Genomic DNA, 15,810 nt, shown 5'->3' on the forward strand with positions numbered 1-15,810 from the left:
TTCAGCACGATCGCCACCGCGGCGCCGAGCAACAGGATCTTCAGCGCGATGTAATAGAGCCAGTGCCGCGGAAACGGCGTATCAGGTCGTGTCATCGCGCGACCTCCCAGGTCGTGCCGTCCTTGGAGTCCTTGATCGCGACGCCCATCGCGGCGAGTTGATCGCGAATGCGGTCGGATTCCTTGAAATCCTTGCGCGCCCGCGCGGCCGTCCGCTCCGCGATCAGGCTCTCGACCTTCTTGCCGTCGATGCCGCTCGCCTGCTGCTTGCGCCCTTCCCATTGCGCCGCGCTCTCGGACAGGAAGCCGAGCAGCCGCAACGAGCCCGCAAGGGCCGGTACGTCGCCGCCACGCAGGCTGTGCAGCGCCGCGATCGCCTGCGGCGTGTTGAGGTCGTCGAGCAGCGCTTCGACCACGGACGCAGCCGGCTTGCCGGCTTCGACGTCGGCGGCGACCCGATACCATTCGTCGAGAGTCCTGGCGCTCTCCTCCAGCGACTTCATGGTCCAGTCGATCGGCGAGGTGTAATGCGTCTTCAGCATGTTGAGGCGCAGGGCCTCACCCGGCCAGTCCGCGAGCAGCTCGTGGATGGTGATGAAGTTGCCGAGCGACTTCGACATCTTCTCGCTCTCGACCTGCAGGAAGCCGTTGTGCATCCAGTAGTTCGCCATGCGCTGCCGGTGGAAGGCGCAGCAGGTCTGCGCCACCTCGTTCTCGTGATGCGGAAACACGAGATCGATGCCGCCGCCATGGATGTCGAACTGTTCGCCGAGATGCTTCCAGGCCATGGCCGAGCACTCGATGTGCCAGCCCGGACGCCCCTCGGCCTCGATGCCTGATGGCGACGGCCAGGACGGCTCGCCGGGCTTGGACGGTTTCCACAGCACGAAGTCGGTATTGCCCTTCTTGTAGGGCGCGACATCGACGCGAGCACCGGCGACCATCTCGTCTAGAGAACGGTTCGATAGCGCGCCGTAGCGCGGGAGTCCGTCGTTGGCCTCGTTCATCGCCTGCGGCGAGAACAGCACGTGGTCCTCGGCGACATAGGCAAAGCCACCTTTGACGAGCCTTTCGATGATCTCACGCATCTCGCCGATATGCTCGGTCGCACGCGGCTCGACGCTCGGCCGCAGCGCACCGAGCGCATCGACGTCGGCGTGAAACTGCCTGCCGGTCTGCTCGGTGACCTTGCGGATCGCCTCGTTCAGCGGCAGGCCCGGAAAATCCCGCGCTGCGCGGTCGTTGATCTTGTCGTCGACGTCGGTGATGTTGCGGACATATTTGACGTGGGCCGCGCCATAGAGGTGGCGGAGCAGCCGAAACAGCACGTCGAACACGATCACCGGCCGCGCATTGCCGATATGGGCGAAGTCATAGACGGTCGGTCCGCAGACATACATGCGGACGTTGTTCGCATCGAGCGGCACAAAGGTGCGCTTGTCCCGGCTCAACGTATCGTAAAGGCGCAATTCCATAAGGACACCTGTCGGCTGTTGGCCGGGCGTCCAGTGCTCTCAATGTGTTTTGAGAAAAGACGGCTCCAGCCAGCGAATCGCTAGCTCGTAATCTCGCGGCAAATAATGCAGATGGCGAGGAGACCGTTCATGCGGCGACATATGGGCCACGAAGGGCCTTGGCGTCAAGAGAGCCGCGAAAATGCCGCTTTATGTCCGCAAACGGCCGCCGTCCGCCTTGATGGTTCATCATCCTTAACCATTTGAGCGCATTCTGGAACTGGCGGTTCCTGCTTTTTGCCCCCAAGGTGTTTTCATGCGATCCTTGCTCGCGCTCGTGTCTTGCGCCTCCATCCTTGCGGCCTCCAGCGCCTTGGCCGAGACCCGCGTCTTCATCGTCGCCAACCAGGCCGGCGGCTATGGCGTCGACCAGTGCCTGGCCAAGGGCGAGAAATGCGGCGCGCAGGTCGCCCGGACCTATTGCCAGTCACGAGACTTTGCACAGGCATCGGCCTACCGCCGGGTCGATCCCGACGAAATTACCGGCTCTGTCCCCAAATCCGGCGCAAACTGCTCCCATGGCCATTGCGACGAATATGTCGCAATCACCTGCCAGCGCTGAATTCTCTCGGAACTGGCGGACCTTAGGACCCGTTTACGGCCCCTGAAACGACGTGACGCTGCCGCAGGAAGCGGCTATTGGAGGGCGCGCTTCGGCCCCCCAGATCCTATTGAAAAGTCACTCGGGGCCGTGACCTCGCTAGAATGGCGGATATGCCTGAATTTTTGTCTCTGTCCCGTCCCCGCGCCCTCCTCGCTTGCACCGTGCTTCTCAGCGTCGTGCTCGCCACTGACGCTTTTGCGCAGGCCGGCCCGCCCGGTGCACCGCCTCCGCCCGCCCAGGGCGGGCTCGGATCGAACCCGATGTGCGTGCGGCTGGAAGGCCAGCTCGCCGCGCTCGACCGCGGCGGCAGCAGCGACCCCGCGCGCGACGAGCAGATCCGTCGCTACCAGGATTCCCAGAGCCGCCAGCAGGCCGAGCTCGATCGTGTCTCCATGCAGGCCAAGCGCATGGGCTGCGAATCCACTGGCTTCTTCTCGCTGTTCAACGGCCAGTCGGCGCAATGCAGTCCGGTCAACACCCAGATCCAGCAAATGCGCGCCAATCTGGATCAGATCACCGGCAATCTCGAACGCCTGCGCAGCGGACCCGGTGCCGGCAGCCCTGAACGGGACAGCCAGCGTCGCTCCGTGCTGGTTGCGCTCGCACAGAACAATTGCGGTCCGCAATACGCCAACGCCGCGCAGTCTCAAGGCGGCGGCAACTTCCTGAGCAATCTGTTCGGCGGCGGCAACAACCCGAACAATCCGCAGCCCGTCCCGCCGTCCGATCTCGGCCCGCAATCCGGCACCTATCGCACCGTGTGCGTGCGCACCTGCGACGGCGCCTATTTCCCGATCTCGTTTGCGACCGTGCCGGCGCGTTTCGCCGACGACGAAAAGACCTGCAAGGCCCTCTGCCCGGCGGCCGAAGCGGTGCTCTACGCCCACCGCAATCCCGGCGAGGACATGAACTCCGCGGTTTCCATCAGCGGCCAGCCCTACACGTCGCTGCCGACCGCCTTCAAATTCCGCAGCGAGTTCAACCCGTCCTGCTCCTGCAAGGCGGCAGGCCAGAGCTGGGCCGACGCGCTGAAATCGGCCGACGACAAGGCGGCTGCCGAGCAGCAGGGTGACATCATCGTCACCGAGGAAAGCGCCAAGAAGATGCAGCAGCGGCAGCTCACCAAGGGCGCGCCGACCAAGAAGGGCGCAGCTCCCGTGCCGGCGACCGCGGCCGCACCCGCCGCCACGCCGCCTGCAGATGCGAGCACCATGACCACGTCGGACAACAAGCCGATCCGCTCGGTCGGCCCGATCTTCCTGCCGCAGCAGAAGTAAGGCTCACCCCTCGAACGCGTCGATCGACGCCTTGCTGCCGCGCGACACCAGCGTCTCGTCGGGTGCGGGCAGCTTCTCGCCCCGATCGCGAAAGCGATTGGTGATGGGATAGCGGCGGTCGCGGCCGAAATTCTTGCGCGTCACCTTCACGCCGGGCGCGGCCTGGCGGCGCTTGTATTCGGCGACATTAAGCAGATGGTCGATGCGGGTCACCGTCTCGCGATCGAAGCCTGCTTCGATGATCTGGTCGAGCGGCTCCTCGCGTTCGACCAGACGTTCCAGGATCGCATCGAGCACGTCGTAGGGCGGCAGTGAATCCTGATCGCTCTGATTTTCGCGCAGCTCCGCCGTCGGCGGACGCGTGATGATGTCGGGCGGGATCACTTCGCCCGCGGGTCCCAATGCACCGTCGGGCTTCCACGAATTGCGCAAGCTTGCGAGCCGGAACACCTGCGTCTTGTAGATGTCCTTGATCGGATTGAAGCCGCCGTTCATGTCGCCATAGAGCGTGGCATAGCCCACCGACATTTCCGACTTGTTGCCTGTGGTCACCACCATCAGCCCGATCTTGTTGGAGATCGCCATCAGCAGCGTGCCGCGGGTGCGGGCCTGAAGGTTCTCCTCGGTGATGTCGGGCGGCAGGTTCTTGAAGAGGCCGGACAGGATGGTCTCGAAGCCGCTCACGGCTTCAGCGATCGGCAGTACTTCGTAGCGGATGCCGAGATGGCCGGCGAGCTCGCCGGCATCCGCAATCGAGTGTGCTGCCGTGTAGCGATAAGGCAGCATGACGCCGTGCACCTGGTCGGCACCAAGCGCGTCGACCGCGATCGCCGCGCACAGCGCAGAGTCGATGCCGCCTGAGATGCCGAGCAGCACACCGGGAAAGCCGTTTTTGGCGACGTAGTCGCGCAGACCCAGCACGCAGGCGGCATAGTCGGCCTTGTCGCCCTCCGGCTGCTCGGCAATCGGACCGGTGCAGCGCCAATCCCCGCCGTTCCTCGTGAAGCGCAGCGTGGTGATGCTCTCTTCGAACGCCGGCAGTTGCGCGGCGAGCGAGAGATCGCCGTTGAGCGCGAACGAGGCGCCGTCGAAGACGAGCTCGTCCTGGCCGCAAACCTGGTTGAGATAGACCAGCGGCAGGCCGCTCTCGGTGACCCGCGCGACAGCCACCGACAGGCGCGCATCGTTCTTGTCGCGGGCATAGGGCGAGCCGTTCGGCACCAGGATGATCTCGGCGCCGGTCTCGGCCAGCGTCTCCACCACGTTCTCGTAGTCCTCGGACTCTTCCAGCCAGATATCCTCGCAGATCGGCACGCCGATCCGCACGCCGCGCACGGTGATGGGACCTGCGGCGGGGCCGCGCGCGAACAGTCGCTTCTCGTCGAATACGCCATAATTCGGCAGGTTGCATTTGAAGCGCAGAGCGGCGATGCGCCCGCCGTCGAGCAGCGCGCAGGCATTGTAGAGCTTGCCGTCTTCGACCCAGGGCGTGCCGACCAGCAACGCCGGACCGCCGTCGGCAGTCTCGCGCGCCAGCGCTTCGATTGCCGCGCGGCAGGCGGTCTGGAAGGCCGGCTTCTGCACCAGATCCTCCGGCGGATAGCCGGCGATGAACAATTCCGGAAACAGCACGAGATCGGCGCCATCGGCGATGGCGCGCGCGCGGGCGAGCCGAACCTTCGCGGCATTGCCCGCGATGTCGCCCATGGTCGGATTGAGCTGGGCGAGCGTGACCGCGAATGCGTTGAGACGTTCGGTCATGGCCGCCTCGTCCAGCTAGAGGAATCCCAATCGCTCGATGACGGCGATGATCCAGAACGCGCCGGCCATCAGCAGCGCAACGCCGACCGCGGCCGAGCCCATGTCCTTGACCCGGCCGATCTGCTTGTCGTGATCCATCGTCAGGCGGTCGGCGAGCTTCTCGATCGCGGTGTTGAGCAACTCGACCACCAGCACGAAGGCGACCGCACAAACCAGCTCGACCGCGCGCGTCGCGGTGGCCGCGACGAACCACGCCACCGGCAGCGACAGGATCAGCGCAAAGATCTCCTCGCGGACGGCCTGCTCCGAGCGGAACGCAAAGGCCAGACCGTTACGGGAATTGATCGTGGCCTTCCAGATGCGCAGCAAGGTCCTAGAGCCCCGCTGCGAACGGCATCGGCTTGGTTTTGCCGACGCGTTCCTGCTTGAGCAGCTCCGCGATCAGGAACGCCATGTCGATGGATTGCTCGGCGTTGAGGCGGGGATCGCAGACCGTGTGGTAGCGGTCGTTGAGATCCTCGTCCGTGATGGCGCGGGCGCCGCCGATGCACTCGGTGACGTCCTGGCCGGTCATTTCCAGATGCACGCCGCCGGCATGAGTGCCTTCGGCGGCATGGATCGTGAAGAACGACTTCACCTCCGAAAGCACGCGGTCGAACGGCCGCGTCTTGTAGCCGGTGGTCGAGGTAATGGTGTTGCCGTGCATCGGATCGCACGACCAGACCACCACCCTGCCCTCGCGCTTCACCGCGCGGATCAGGCCGGGCAGATGATCGGCGACCTTGTCGGAGCCGAAGCGGTTGATCAGCGTCAGCCGGCCCGGCTCGTTCTCGGGGTTGAGAATGTCGATCAGCTTCAACAGCCCGTCGGGCTTGAGCGACGGGCCGCATTTGAGCCCGATCGGATTCTTGATGCCGCGGAAATATTCGACATGGCCGTGATCGAGCTGGCGGGTGCGGTCGCCGATCCAGATCATGTGGCCCGAAGTCGCGTACCAGTCGCCGGTGGTGGAATCGACGCGGGTCATGGCCTGCTCGTAGCCGAGCAGCAGCGCTTCATGGCTGGTGTAGAAATCGGTGGCGCGCAGCTCCGGATGGCTCTCCAGATCGAGGCCGCAGGCGCGCATGAAGTTGAGCGCGTCGGAGATGCGGTCAGCCAGTTCCTTGTAGCGGCGGGACTGCGGGCTATCCTTCAGGAAGCCGAGCATCCATTGATGCACGCTGCCGAGATTGGCGAAGCCGCCGGTCGCAAAGGCGCGGAGCAGATTCAGCGTCGCGGCCGACTGGCGATAGGCCATCAGCTGCCGCTGCGGGTCCGGCACGCGCGCTTCCTTGGTGAAGGCGATGTCGTTGACGATGTCGCCGCGATAGCTCGGCAGCTCGACGCCATTGACCTTCTCGGTCGGCGACGACCGCGGCTTGGCAAACTGGCCGGCGATGCGGCCGACCTTCACCACCGGCACCGCGCCGGCATAGGTCAGCACCACCGCCATCTGCAGCAGCACGCGGAAAAAGTCGCGGATGTTGTTGGCGCCGTGCTCGGCAAAGCTCTCGGCGCAATCGCCGCCCTGGAGCAGGAAGGCGTCACCGGCCGCAACGCGGGCCAGCGCCTTCTTCAGATTGCGCGCCTCGCCGGCGAACACCAGCGGCGGAAAGGTTGCAAGCTGCGCCTCGACGTCGGCCAAAGCCTTGGCGTCGGGATATTCGGGCACCTGTAGCACCGGCTTGCTGCGCCAGGACTCGGGCGTCCACCGCTCGGACATCGCAATCTCTCCGTGAAGCAAAAAAGTGCAACCTGATCTGTGGGTTGCGAGGGCCGCCTTATACACAGGCTGGCGCGACATCGCCAGTTGTAAATCCGTTTCGCAATGCAAACCCTTGCGGGCAAAGCCGAATTCGCATTTGCTAGGGGTGGTAGAGGAAACCGGCAAGACAGCTTCCACCCATGGACGCGCCACTGGACGACGTTTTCATCGACGAGATCAGCTTCCCGGCGACCGACGGGTATGCGCTGACCGGCACCCTGTTCCTGCCGCGCGGCGCCAAGCGGCATGCCATCCTGATCAACTCGGCGACTGCCGTCCCGCGCAAGATCTACAAGGGCTTTGCCTCCTACCTCGCCCATCGCGGCTGCGCGGTGATGACCTACGATTATCGCGGCATCGGGGACTCCCGGCGGCCGGCGATGGTCGGCTACAACCAGCCGAAGTCGCTGGTCGGCTTCAAGGCCTCGATGTCGGACTGGGCTGCGCGGGACGTCACCGCCGCGGTGCGCTGGATGCGCGAGCGCTACAACACCCTGCCGCTCGCCTATGTCGGCCACTCCTACGGCGGCCAGGCGCTCGGGCTGATCGAGAACAACAGCGAGATTTCGCGCGCCGCGTTCGTGGCATCGCAGGCCGCGACCTGGCGGCTGATGACGTCGCCGGAAAAATACCGCGTCTTCGCCTTCATGAATTTTGTCGGCGTGCCGCTCACCCACGCACTCGGCTACGCGCCGGGCTGGGCCGGGATCGGCGAGGACCTGCCCAAGGGCGTCTTCCTGCAATGGGCCGAGTGGGTCTCCAGCCCGCGCTATCTGTTCGATTCCAAACTGCCGGCGCTGGAGAATTTCGCGAAATTCAAGGGCGCGCTGCGCGCGCTCTGCTTCTCCGACGATCCCTGGGCAACACGGCCCGCAGTCGAGTTGCTGACATCGGGCTTCACTGCGATCAAGCCGGAGGTGCTGACCGTGAAGCCGTCCGAGGTCGGCGCCAAGGCGATCGGCCATTTCGGCTTCTTCCGCCCCGAGCATCGCGACACGCTGTGGCGCGGCATGGCGGAATGGATCCAGGGGGAATGACAGTCAGGCGGTGGCCGCTGGCAGCTTGACCAGAACACGCAGTCCGGTCCGCCCGCCCTCGGTCATGTTCGCAACCTCGACCGAGCCACCGAGCCGATCGACGATCCGCTTGACGATCGACAGGCCAAGTCCGACGCCATCGCCTTCCTGATGCTGGCCGCGGAAGAACGGCTCAAAGATCCGACCGATCTCCTCGGGCGCAACCCCGGGCCCGCTGTCCTCGATCTGCAGGATCGCCGCGTCGCCATCGCGATAAACCCATGCATCGATCCGCCCGCCCTGCGACGTGAAGCGAAGTGCGTTGTCGAGGAGGTTGCGCAATAGGGCGGCAGGCATCACAGCTTCGCTGCGGACAACCGCCGGCTCGACAAGCACAAAACCGAGGTCGATGCCCCGACTGGCCGCCTCGGGCAACAGTCCAGCAACGACCTCCTTGGCAACGTCGTCCAGCCTCACGACAGGCATCGCCACGGCATCGGCCTGTCCCGCATCCTGTCTCGCGAGCGCAAGCAGCTGTTCGAGCAGATGCCTGGTTCGGCCAATCCCCTGCCGAAGCGACCCCACGCGATCGCGGGCGCTGGAAGGCAGATCAACGGCCGCGAGATTTTCCGCCTGCAGGCTCAGCGCCGTGATTGGCGTGCGCAGCTCATGTGCGGCCTCAGCCACGAAGCGGCGTTGCTGGTCCATCAAGAGGCGCATCCGCTGCAACAATCCGTTGATCGACGCGATGAAAGGATGCAACTCGCTCGGCATCTGCGCGGTCGGCAGCAGCGTCATGTCGTCGGCGCGCCGTCCGTCAAGATCGCCAGCAAGATGCACCATCGGCCGCAGGGAGCGCGCAATGACGATGGCCGTGACCAGCAACAGGCAGGGAATGAGCGCCGCAATCGGCAGCACGGTGCGGAACGCCATGTCGCTGGCGATCTCGTCGCGCACGGAGGTACGCTGTGCCACCGCGAACCGCGCGCCGTCGGCGCGGGTCCGCAGCAGCACGCGGATCGGCTGTCCGTTTCGCACCGCCAGGGCAAGACCATCCTTGAGGCTCCAGAGCCTCGCGTCGTCCTCGGACGCCTGCGGGGCAGTGGCCTGATCAATCAACCAGACCTCTGCATCCAGATCCACCCCATGCAGCGCCCGGCCGCCGGTGAGGCTGCCACCTTGCACCAATCCTGCGATCTGGATGAGGACGGAGTCCTGCATCTCGATGGCCTCGCTGAAAGCCCAGTGATAGCCGAGCAGTCCGCCGATCATTCCTGTCAGGAGAATGATCGTGGTGACGCCGGCAAAGAGACGGCCCCGCAAGGACCTTATCATGGGCGGTCCACCATCCAGCCGACGCCGCGCACGTTTCGGATCGCATCCACACCCAGTTTCTTTCGTACCGCGTGGATCAGAAACTCGATCGCGTTGCTCGCGACCTCCTCGTTCCACCCGTAGAGCTGTCGCTCCAGCTCGCCGCGCGACAGAATTGCGCCGGGTCGCGCCAGCAGCGCCTGAAGCAGCGCGAATTCGCGCGCCGTCAGCACCGCCGATTTCGTCAGGTAAGATGCCTCGCGGCTTGCGGGGTCCAACCGCAGCGTCCCATTGCCGAGCAGCGCCGGCGCGCCGCCGGCTTCGCGGCGTGTGACGGCACGCATCCGCGCCAGCAATTCGCGGATCTCGAAGGGCTTGACGAGGTAGTCGTCGGCACCGAGATCGAGCCCCTCGATCCTGTCGTCGATTGCGTCGCGCGCAGTCACAACGATGATGGGAAGCTTGCGGCCGTCCGCGCGCAACCGCCGCAGAATGTCACGGCCATCCGCATTCGGCAGGCCAAGGTCGAGCAGCAGCACCTCGTAGTTTTCGTTTTCCGCCGCGAGCAGCGCTGTCGCGGCATCCCTGACCCAGTCGACGGCGTAAGCAGCATCCCTCAGCGCCTGCTCGACGGCTGCGCCCACCATCTTGTCGTCCTCGATCAACAGAACCCGCAAAAATCGGTCCTCAAGCTCCGCCGGACGTTCCGGCCGTCTCATCCTGTCCATCACGACTTAGCACTGACTTAGCCGACGCCAGCCGGCCCAAATTGCGGCGAAGGCTGCGCTATCAGGAAATTTCTTGTCCCTAAGTCGGACCTAAGTCCAGGGCGCGACGGTCCGACATCGCTTCGGCTTCGGGAGGGATAGGCGTGTCGCAAGATTCAGGCTTCGGTACAAAACAGATGCTGAACAAGGTTCCGGAGGTCAGCGCGATCTTCTGGGCCATCAAGATCCTCTCCACGACCGTGGGAGAGACCGGCGCCGACTATCTTGCGGTGCATGTTGGGCTGGGCGCCAGCAGGACTGCAATGTGCATGACTGGCTTGCTGGTTGCCGTCCTCCTCATGCAATTGAGCCGTCGCGCCTACGTGCCCTGGATATATTGGCTCACCGTCGTCCTCGTCAGCATCGTGGGCACGCAGCTCACGGACCTCCTTACCGACAAGCTCGAGATCAGCCTCTACATCAGCACCGCCGCGTTCGCCTGCGCACTCGCCGCAACCTTCGCGATCTGGTTCGGCGTCGAGCGCACGCTGTCGATCCACAGCATCGTCACGACGCGGCGCGAGTTGTTCTACTGGACCGCGATCCTGTTCACCTTCGCGCTGGGCACGGCTGCCGGCGATCTCGCCACGGAAGCGCTCGGCCTCGGCTTCCAACTCGGCGTGGTCGCCTTCGGTGCGCTGATCGCAGCGATTGCGATCTCCTACCATGTCGGAGGCAACCCGGTCCTCACCTTCTGGCTCGCCTACATCCTCACCCGCCCGCTCGGTGCCGAGCTCGGCGATCTGCTCTCGCAGTCGCGCGAGTATGGCGGCATCGGTCTCGGCACGGTCCTGACCAGCATCGTCTTCCTGACCGTCATCGTCGGCCTCGTCGCTCGGGTGACGTTCGAACATCGCGGCACGTACCGCACGGATCCGGCCCAATAACTCCAATCCCAACCTCAGCGCATCCTGCACGAGCGCAGGAGCGACACCAGGAGAGACCAAATGAAACTCATCCGCGCCATTGCCGTTTGCCTCGTGATAGCTTTCGTCGGCGAGCCGAGCATGCATGCGAGCCAGCATTTCACCTTCGTGCCGCTCGCGGAGGCGGCGACCGCGCAGCTCGGCGACCTCGCTCCGTTCCGCAGCATCGTAGTCGACGTCGCAGGGCTGATCGACAAGGGCGACCTTGCCGGCGCGAAGGCAAGGATCAAGGACCTCGAAACCAGATGGGACGAAGCCGAGGCGGGGTTGAAGCCGCGAGCGGCCGCCGACTGGCACATCATCGACAAGGCGATCGACCGCGCGCTCGAAGCGTTGCGTGCCGGCACCCCGGATGCCGCGAAATGCAAGCAGGCCATCACTGACATGCTCTCGATCATGGACAGCGTTACCAAGACCTGAGATCTCCGCGCAGCGCGCAACATAGAGGACACCATGGAAGACACTACGAAGAGCAGCCTCCTCAGCGAGAGCAAGGTCCCCGAAGTCACCCTCGGCTTCTGGATCATCAAGATCGCCGCCACGACGCTGGGCGAGACCGGCGGCGACACCGTCACGATGACACTGAACTGGGGTTACCTCGCGGGCACATGCCTGTTCCTGGCGGCGATGATCGTCCTCGTTACCGCGCAAATCCGCGCGCAAAGATTTCATCCCGCGCTGTATTGGGCGACCATCGTGGCCTCGACCACCTTCGGGACCACGATGGCCGACTTGGCCGACCGCTCGCTCGGCATCGGCTACACCGGCGGCTCGACGCTGCTGCTCACCTGCCTCGTGCTGGTGCTCGGCCTCTGGTATCGCGCCGAAGGCACGATCTCGGTCAACAGCGTCAGCACGCCGCGGGTCGAAGCCTTCTATTGGGGAGCGATCACCTTCTCGCAGACGCTGGGCACCGCGCTCGGCGACTGGATCGCCGACACCGGCGACATGGGTTATCGCGGCGGCGCGCTGATCTTTGCGGCCGCGCTTGCCGTCATCGCGGCGCTGTATTTCTGGACCCGAATCTCACGCGTCACGCTGTTCTGGGCGGCGTTCATCCTGACACGTCCGCTGGGCGCGACCGTTGGCGACTTCCTCGACAAGCCGCACGATCACGGCGGGCTGGCACTCAGCCGGCCGCTGGCCTCGATCGTGATCGCGGCGTTCATGGTGGCCTGCCTTCTGCTCGTCCCGCAACGCGCAGGACAGCATCCCGGCGGCCATGCAGCCGAGCGCGCTTAGCGGATGATCGTCGTCAGCGACGAGTAGCGCTTGTTCGGTTTTGCTTCAGCCGCGGAGAACTGCGCGAAGGCGTCGCTGACGCGGGTCGCCGGCGGTGTGTCGCTGGCGAAACGGAATTCCTGCTGCTTCGGCGCGTAGAAGCTGGCGCTGTAGTAGGACTCGTCGAAGCGCGCCTCGCCGACCCCGAACAATGCGTCGCAGGCGAACAGGAGCGCGTAGACTCCCGCGACCGCCACGACGACCTCCTTGAGAACCGACATGTTGATGCCCCACTCTTTTGCGTGAGGATGCACGTCGGTTCCAAAGCCGAGGTTTAAGGCGGCCGCCTTCTTGTCCGCAGGGTTTGCCGCCACTGAGCGGATTGCAGACAATTCTATCGATCTGGAAAAAGAGAGCCTGCCTGACCGGTGGGTCAGGCAGGCTCCAGGGTTGGCCGCTCGGGAGGTGTCAGACGGCCAAGTTCATCCAGACGGCCTTGGGCTCGGTGAAATTGTCGAGCGCGGCGGTGCCGTGCTCGCGGCCGAGGCCGGAGTCGCGCTCGCCGCCCCAGGGCAGCCGCACGTCGGTATAGCCATAGGTGTTCATCCAGACGGTGCCGGCGCGCGCCCGCTTGGCGAAGCGCTGGAGCTTGCCGATGTCGCGGCTCCAGACGCCGGCGGCGAGGCTGTAGGCCGTGCCGTTGGCGATCCGTAGAGCATCGGCCTCGTCCTTGAACTTGATGACGCTGACGACGGGGCCGAAGATCTCCTCCTGCGAGATCCGCATCTCGTGCGCGACATCGGCGAACACCGTCGGGCTGATGAAGTAGCCGCGCTCGCCGACCCGCGCGCCGCCGGTGACGAGCCTCGCGCCTTCCTTCTGGCCGATCTCGACATAGTCGAGGATCGACCTCATCTGCTTCTCGGAGATCACGGGGCCGAGCGCGGTCTTGCGGTCGAGCGGATCGCCGATCTTGATCGACCTTGCGCGCGCAGCGAGCCGCTCGACGACCTCGTCATAGGCGCTCTCCTGCACCAGCACGCGCGAGCCCGCCGAGCAGACCTGGCCCGCATTGAAGAAGATGCCGGAGGCGGCTGCCTTGCTGGCTGCTTCGAGGTCGGCGTCGTGAAAAATCACGTTGGCCGATTTGCCGCCGAGCTCGAGCGAGACGCGCTTGAAGTTGCTGGCCGCGCCCTTCATGATTCCGCGGCCGACGCCGGGCGAGCCGGTGAAGGTGACCTTGTCCACGTCAGGGTGATTAACCAGCGCGTCGCCGACGACACGGCCGGGTCCTGTCACGACGTTGAAGACTCCTTTCGGCAAACCTGCTTCAAGGGCGAGCTCGGCGATGCGCAGCGCCGACAGTGAGGTCAATTCGGCCGGCTTCATCACGATGGTGCAGCCGCAGGCGAGCGCCGGCGCAAGCTTCCACATGCCGATCATCAGCGGGAAATTCCACGGCACGATCGCCGCGACCACGCCGACCGGCTCGCGCATGGTGTAGGTCAGGGCATCGTCACGCACCGGCACGACGTCACCGCTGATCTTGTCGGCCCAGCCGGCGTAATAGGTCAGCGTGTCCAAAGCAGCCGGAAAGTCCTGGCGCATCGTCGCGGTCACAGGCTTGCCGGCGTCGATCGACTCGAGCTCTATGATCTCGTCGGCGTGCACTCTCAACAGATCCGCCCAGCGCAGCAGGATCCGGCCGCGCTCCGACGCGCGCATCGTGCGCCACGGACCTTCGAAGGCGCGGCGCGCGGCGGCTACGGCAAGCTCGACATCGGCCTCGCCGCCTTCGGCGATGGTGGCGATGGCTTGGCCGGTGGCAGGATTGAGCGATTTGAAGGTGCGGCCCGAGCTCGCAGGGACGCGGCGGCCGTCGATCAGCAGATGCTGCGGCCGAGCCATGAATTCGGTCGCCGGCGAATGCGCAAAGTCATATGCAGCGGACATCATATCTTCTCCCAATCTGGTATGCCAGAATAGGCGCCTATTCGTGGGAGTAAATATGATATGGCTTGCAATTAAGCGCCTTATATATGAAGTTAAGTTCATAAGGATATCGGATGCTCCAGATCGAGATCGAGGCCGTCTGGCGGTTTCGCCACGAAGGCAGCCCGCGCACCGCGGTCGTCATGCTGGGCGTGCTCAACGAGATTCGAAAGACGGGAAAGATCACCAGCGCGGCCAGCGACGCGCACCTGTCCTACCGGCATGTCTGGAATCTGATCGAGCAATGGTCCGAGTTCTTCGGCACGCCTCTCGTCGAGACCCAGCGCGGCAAGGGCTCAAAACTCACGCCGTTCGGCGAGCGGCTGGTGTGGGCCGGCGAGCGCATGCAGGCCCGGCTCGGGCCGCAGCTCGAGAATCTGGCGCAGGAGCTCGCAAGCGAGATCAAGCCGTTTCTCGAACAGCGCCCTTCCGTGATCCGCGTCCATGCCAGCCACGGCTTTGCGGTGGCCAAGCTGCGCGAATTCCTCGACCGGGAGCCCGGCATCGGCGTCGACCTGCGCTATGTCAGCAATCAGCATTCGCTGGTCTCGCTGGCACAGGGCGCCTGCGATCTCTCAGGCCTGCATCTGCCGCACGGCACGCTGCGCGCCCAGGGCATCAAGGCCGCGCGCGAATGGCTCGATCCGCGCGAGGACCGCATCATCAGCTTTGTCACGCGCGAGATGGGCCTGATGGTTGCGCGCGGCAATCCGCTGCGCATCGCCTCGCTCAATGACCTCACCCGGCCCAACGTCCGCTTCGTCAACCGCGATCACGATTCCGGTACGCGGCTTCTGTTCGATCAACTCATCGACGCGCATGGCATCGACGAGAGCAAGATCAACGGCGCCCAGCAGATCGAATTCACCCATGCCGCGGTCGCCGCCTATGTCGCCAGCGGCATGGCCGATGCGTGCTTCGGCGTCGAGGCGGCGGCGCGCCAGTTCGGCCTCGATTTCATCCGCATCCTCACCGAGGACTATTTCTTCGTCTGCAAGCGCGCCTTTCTCGAAACGGAGCCGATGCGGCGCATCCTCGACATCATCCGCAGTCACGATTTTCGAGCGGCCATCGCCACCCTGCCCGGCTACACCGCATCCGACACCGGCGACGTCACCGGCGTGAAGGCGTTTCTGGAGATGCACGCCGTGCGGTGATGCGGCGGGCCGCATTCACCTTGTTCGCGATGGGCAAGAATGGCAATCTCGGTCGAGAGTCATTCAAGAGAGCCCATCATGCCGCGCGCGAGCGCCAAATCCCTGCCCCAGCTCAGCCTTCGCATCGACCTCGATGGCGAGGACCGGATCGGGCCCGGCAAGATCGAGCTTCTGGAGCAGATCCGCGAGCAGGGCTCCATCTCGGCGGCCGGCCGCGCCATGGACATGTCGTACAAGCGCGCCTGGGATCTCGTCGACGAGATCAACCGGATCTGCGGACATCCCGCGGTCGAGCCGCAGGCCGGCGGCAAGAACGGAGGCGGCGCGATGCTGACGCCGTTCGGCGAGAAGCTCGTTGAGCGCTACCGCAAGATCGAGCGTGACGCCGCACGCGCGGTGCACAAGGATCTGGCAGCGCTCAAGAGCGACATCGCCCGTTCCCGTAAATCCTCTTGACC

At 64.9% G+C, this 15,810-nt stretch carries 16 protein-coding genes; 8 read left to right on the forward strand and 8 right to left on the reverse strand.

Going from position 1 to position 15,810, the window contains the following annotated elements; all coding sequences use genetic code 11:
- Window positions 1–91: 91 nt before the first annotated feature.
- Window positions 92–1,474: a cysteine--tRNA ligase gene (gene cysS, locus QY049_RS06655; RefSeq protein WP_258762126.1), complete on the reverse strand. Its 1,383-nt coding sequence runs from the start codon at window positions 1,472–1,474 to the stop codon at window positions 92–94.
- Between the two features lie 295 nt (window positions 1,475–1,769).
- On the opposite strand from cysS, the gene QY049_RS06660 reads away from it, so the two are divergent.
- Entirely contained in the window at window positions 1,770–2,075 is a 306-nt protein-coding gene (locus QY049_RS06660; protein WP_194476503.1) for a hypothetical protein, read from the forward strand.
- Window positions 2,076–2,218: 143 nt separating this feature from the next.
- Window positions 2,219–3,394, forward strand: coding sequence for a DUF2865 domain-containing protein (locus QY049_RS06665; RefSeq protein ID WP_258762127.1), 1,176 nt, complete (start codon window positions 2,219–2,221; stop codon window positions 3,392–3,394).
- 3 nt (window positions 3,395–3,397) lie between these two features.
- Here the strand turns inward: QY049_RS06665 and QY049_RS06670 are convergent, their stop codons facing one another.
- The 3 genes from QY049_RS06670 to QY049_RS06680 are packed head-to-tail and all read right to left on the reverse strand — an operon-like array spanning window position 3,398 to window position 6,917.
- Window positions 3,398–5,155, reverse strand: a complete 1,758-nt coding sequence (locus QY049_RS06670; protein WP_258762128.1) for an NAD+ synthase — start codon at window positions 5,153–5,155, stop codon at window positions 3,398–3,400.
- Between the two features lie 15 nt (window positions 5,156–5,170).
- On the reverse strand, window positions 5,171–5,524 hold the full coding sequence (locus QY049_RS06675; RefSeq protein WP_194476506.1) for a diacylglycerol kinase: 354 nt from the start codon (window positions 5,522–5,524) through the stop codon (window positions 5,171–5,173).
- Window positions 5,525–5,528: 4 nt separating this feature from the next.
- Window positions 5,529–6,917 carry a class II 3-deoxy-7-phosphoheptulonate synthase gene (locus tag QY049_RS06680; protein ID WP_301269212.1) on the reverse strand — a complete coding sequence of 463 codons (1,389 nt, stop codon included), beginning with the start codon at window positions 6,915–6,917 and terminating at the stop codon, window positions 5,529–5,531.
- 182 nt (window positions 6,918–7,099) lie between these two features.
- Here QY049_RS06680 and QY049_RS06685 point away from each other — a divergent pair, with 182 nt between their 5' ends.
- A complete protein-coding gene (locus QY049_RS06685; protein WP_194476508.1) occupies window positions 7,100–7,996 on the forward strand; it encodes an alpha/beta fold hydrolase in 897 nt (298 codons plus the stop codon).
- A gap of 3 nt (window positions 7,997–7,999) precedes the next feature.
- On the opposite strand, the gene QY049_RS06690 is transcribed toward QY049_RS06685, so the two are convergent.
- Window positions 8,000–9,247: an ATP-binding protein gene (locus tag QY049_RS06690; RefSeq protein ID WP_258762129.1), complete on the reverse strand. Its 1,248-nt coding sequence runs from the start codon at window positions 9,245–9,247 to the stop codon at window positions 8,000–8,002.
- 59 nt (window positions 9,248–9,306) lie between these two features.
- Complete coding sequence (locus QY049_RS06695; protein WP_258762130.1) at window positions 9,307–9,966, reverse strand: response regulator transcription factor; 660 nt, start codon at window positions 9,964–9,966, stop codon at window positions 9,307–9,309.
- Window positions 9,967–10,193: 227 nt separating this feature from the next.
- Between QY049_RS06695 and QY049_RS06700 the strand changes: the two genes are divergently transcribed.
- From QY049_RS06700 to QY049_RS06710, 3 genes are read left to right on the forward strand one after another with little or no spacing between them, the layout of a single operon-like run.
- Entirely contained in the window at window positions 10,194–10,943 is a 750-nt protein-coding gene (locus QY049_RS06700) for a hypothetical protein (RefSeq protein WP_258766988.1), read from the forward strand.
- 60 nt (window positions 10,944–11,003) lie between these two features.
- Window positions 11,004–11,402: a hypothetical protein gene (locus tag QY049_RS06705; protein WP_258762131.1), complete on the forward strand. Its 399-nt coding sequence runs from the start codon at window positions 11,004–11,006 to the stop codon at window positions 11,400–11,402.
- Between the two features lie 33 nt (window positions 11,403–11,435).
- Entirely contained in the window at window positions 11,436–12,224 is a 789-nt protein-coding gene (locus tag QY049_RS06710) for a hypothetical protein (RefSeq protein ID WP_258762132.1), read from the forward strand.
- Here the strand turns inward: QY049_RS06710 and QY049_RS06715 are convergent.
- Together QY049_RS06715 and QY049_RS06720 are read right to left on the reverse strand one after the other, a co-directional pair.
- Window positions 12,221–12,484 (reverse strand): hypothetical protein, encoded by a 264-nt coding sequence (locus QY049_RS06715; protein WP_258762133.1) that lies wholly within the window; start codon window positions 12,482–12,484, stop codon window positions 12,221–12,223. The genes QY049_RS06710 and QY049_RS06715 overlap by 4 nt on opposite strands.
- 187 nt (window positions 12,485–12,671) lie before the next feature.
- Window positions 12,672–14,156, reverse strand: coding sequence for an aldehyde dehydrogenase family protein (locus QY049_RS06720; RefSeq protein WP_258766989.1), 1,485 nt, complete (start codon window positions 14,154–14,156; stop codon window positions 12,672–12,674).
- Window positions 14,157–14,269: 113 nt separating this feature from the next.
- Here QY049_RS06720 and QY049_RS06725 point away from each other — a divergent pair, with 113 nt between their 5' ends.
- Window positions 14,270–15,352, forward strand: a complete 1,083-nt coding sequence (locus QY049_RS06725) for a helix-turn-helix transcriptional regulator (RefSeq protein ID WP_258762134.1) — start codon at window positions 14,270–14,272, stop codon at window positions 15,350–15,352.
- Between the two features lie 78 nt (window positions 15,353–15,430).
- Entirely contained in the window at window positions 15,431–15,808 is a 378-nt protein-coding gene (locus QY049_RS06730) for a winged helix-turn-helix domain-containing protein (protein WP_194476515.1), read from the forward strand.
- Window positions 15,809–15,810: the final 2 nt, after the last annotated feature.

This window comes from Bradyrhizobium sp. WYCCWR 13022, from assembly GCF_030435535.1.
Lineage (GTDB): Bacteria > Pseudomonadota > Alphaproteobacteria > Rhizobiales > Xanthobacteraceae > Bradyrhizobium.

Coding starts and splice junctions, on each gene's coding strand:
- QY049_RS06680 (WP_301269212.1), bottom strand. CDS start 6,917: ATGTCCGAGCGGTGGACGCCCGAGTCCTGGCGCAGCAAGCCGGTGCTA.
- QY049_RS06690 (WP_258762129.1), bottom strand. CDS start 9,247: ATGATCGGCGGACTGCTCGGCTATCACTGGGCTTTCAGCGAGGCCATC.
- QY049_RS06700 (WP_258766988.1), top strand. CDS start 10,194: ATGCTGAACAAGGTTCCGGAGGTCAGCGCGATCTTCTGGGCCATCAAG.
- QY049_RS06725 (WP_258762134.1), top strand. CDS start 14,270: ATGCTCCAGATCGAGATCGAGGCCGTCTGGCGGTTTCGCCACGAAGGC.
- QY049_RS06730 (WP_194476515.1), top strand. CDS start 15,431: ATGCCGCGCGCGAGCGCCAAATCCCTGCCCCAGCTCAGCCTTCGCATC.
- QY049_RS06665 (WP_258762127.1), top strand. CDS start 2,219: ATGGCGGATATGCCTGAATTTTTGTCTCTGTCCCGTCCCCGCGCCCTC.
- QY049_RS06705 (WP_258762131.1), top strand. CDS start 11,004: ATGAAACTCATCCGCGCCATTGCCGTTTGCCTCGTGATAGCTTTCGTC.
- cysS (WP_258762126.1), bottom strand. CDS start 1,474: ATGGAATTGCGCCTTTACGATACGTTGAGCCGGGACAAGCGCACCTTT.
- QY049_RS06685 (WP_194476508.1), top strand. CDS start 7,100: ATGGACGCGCCACTGGACGACGTTTTCATCGACGAGATCAGCTTCCCG.
- QY049_RS06715 (WP_258762133.1), bottom strand. CDS start 12,484: ATGTCGGTTCTCAAGGAGGTCGTCGTGGCGGTCGCGGGAGTCTACGCG.
- QY049_RS06710 (WP_258762132.1), top strand. CDS start 11,436: ATGGAAGACACTACGAAGAGCAGCCTCCTCAGCGAGAGCAAGGTCCCC.
- QY049_RS06660 (WP_194476503.1), top strand. CDS start 1,770: ATGCGATCCTTGCTCGCGCTCGTGTCTTGCGCCTCCATCCTTGCGGCC.
- QY049_RS06720 (WP_258766989.1), bottom strand. CDS start 14,156: ATGTCCGCTGCATATGACTTTGCGCATTCGCCGGCGACCGAATTCATG.
- QY049_RS06670 (WP_258762128.1), bottom strand. CDS start 5,155: ATGACCGAACGTCTCAACGCATTCGCGGTCACGCTCGCCCAGCTCAAT.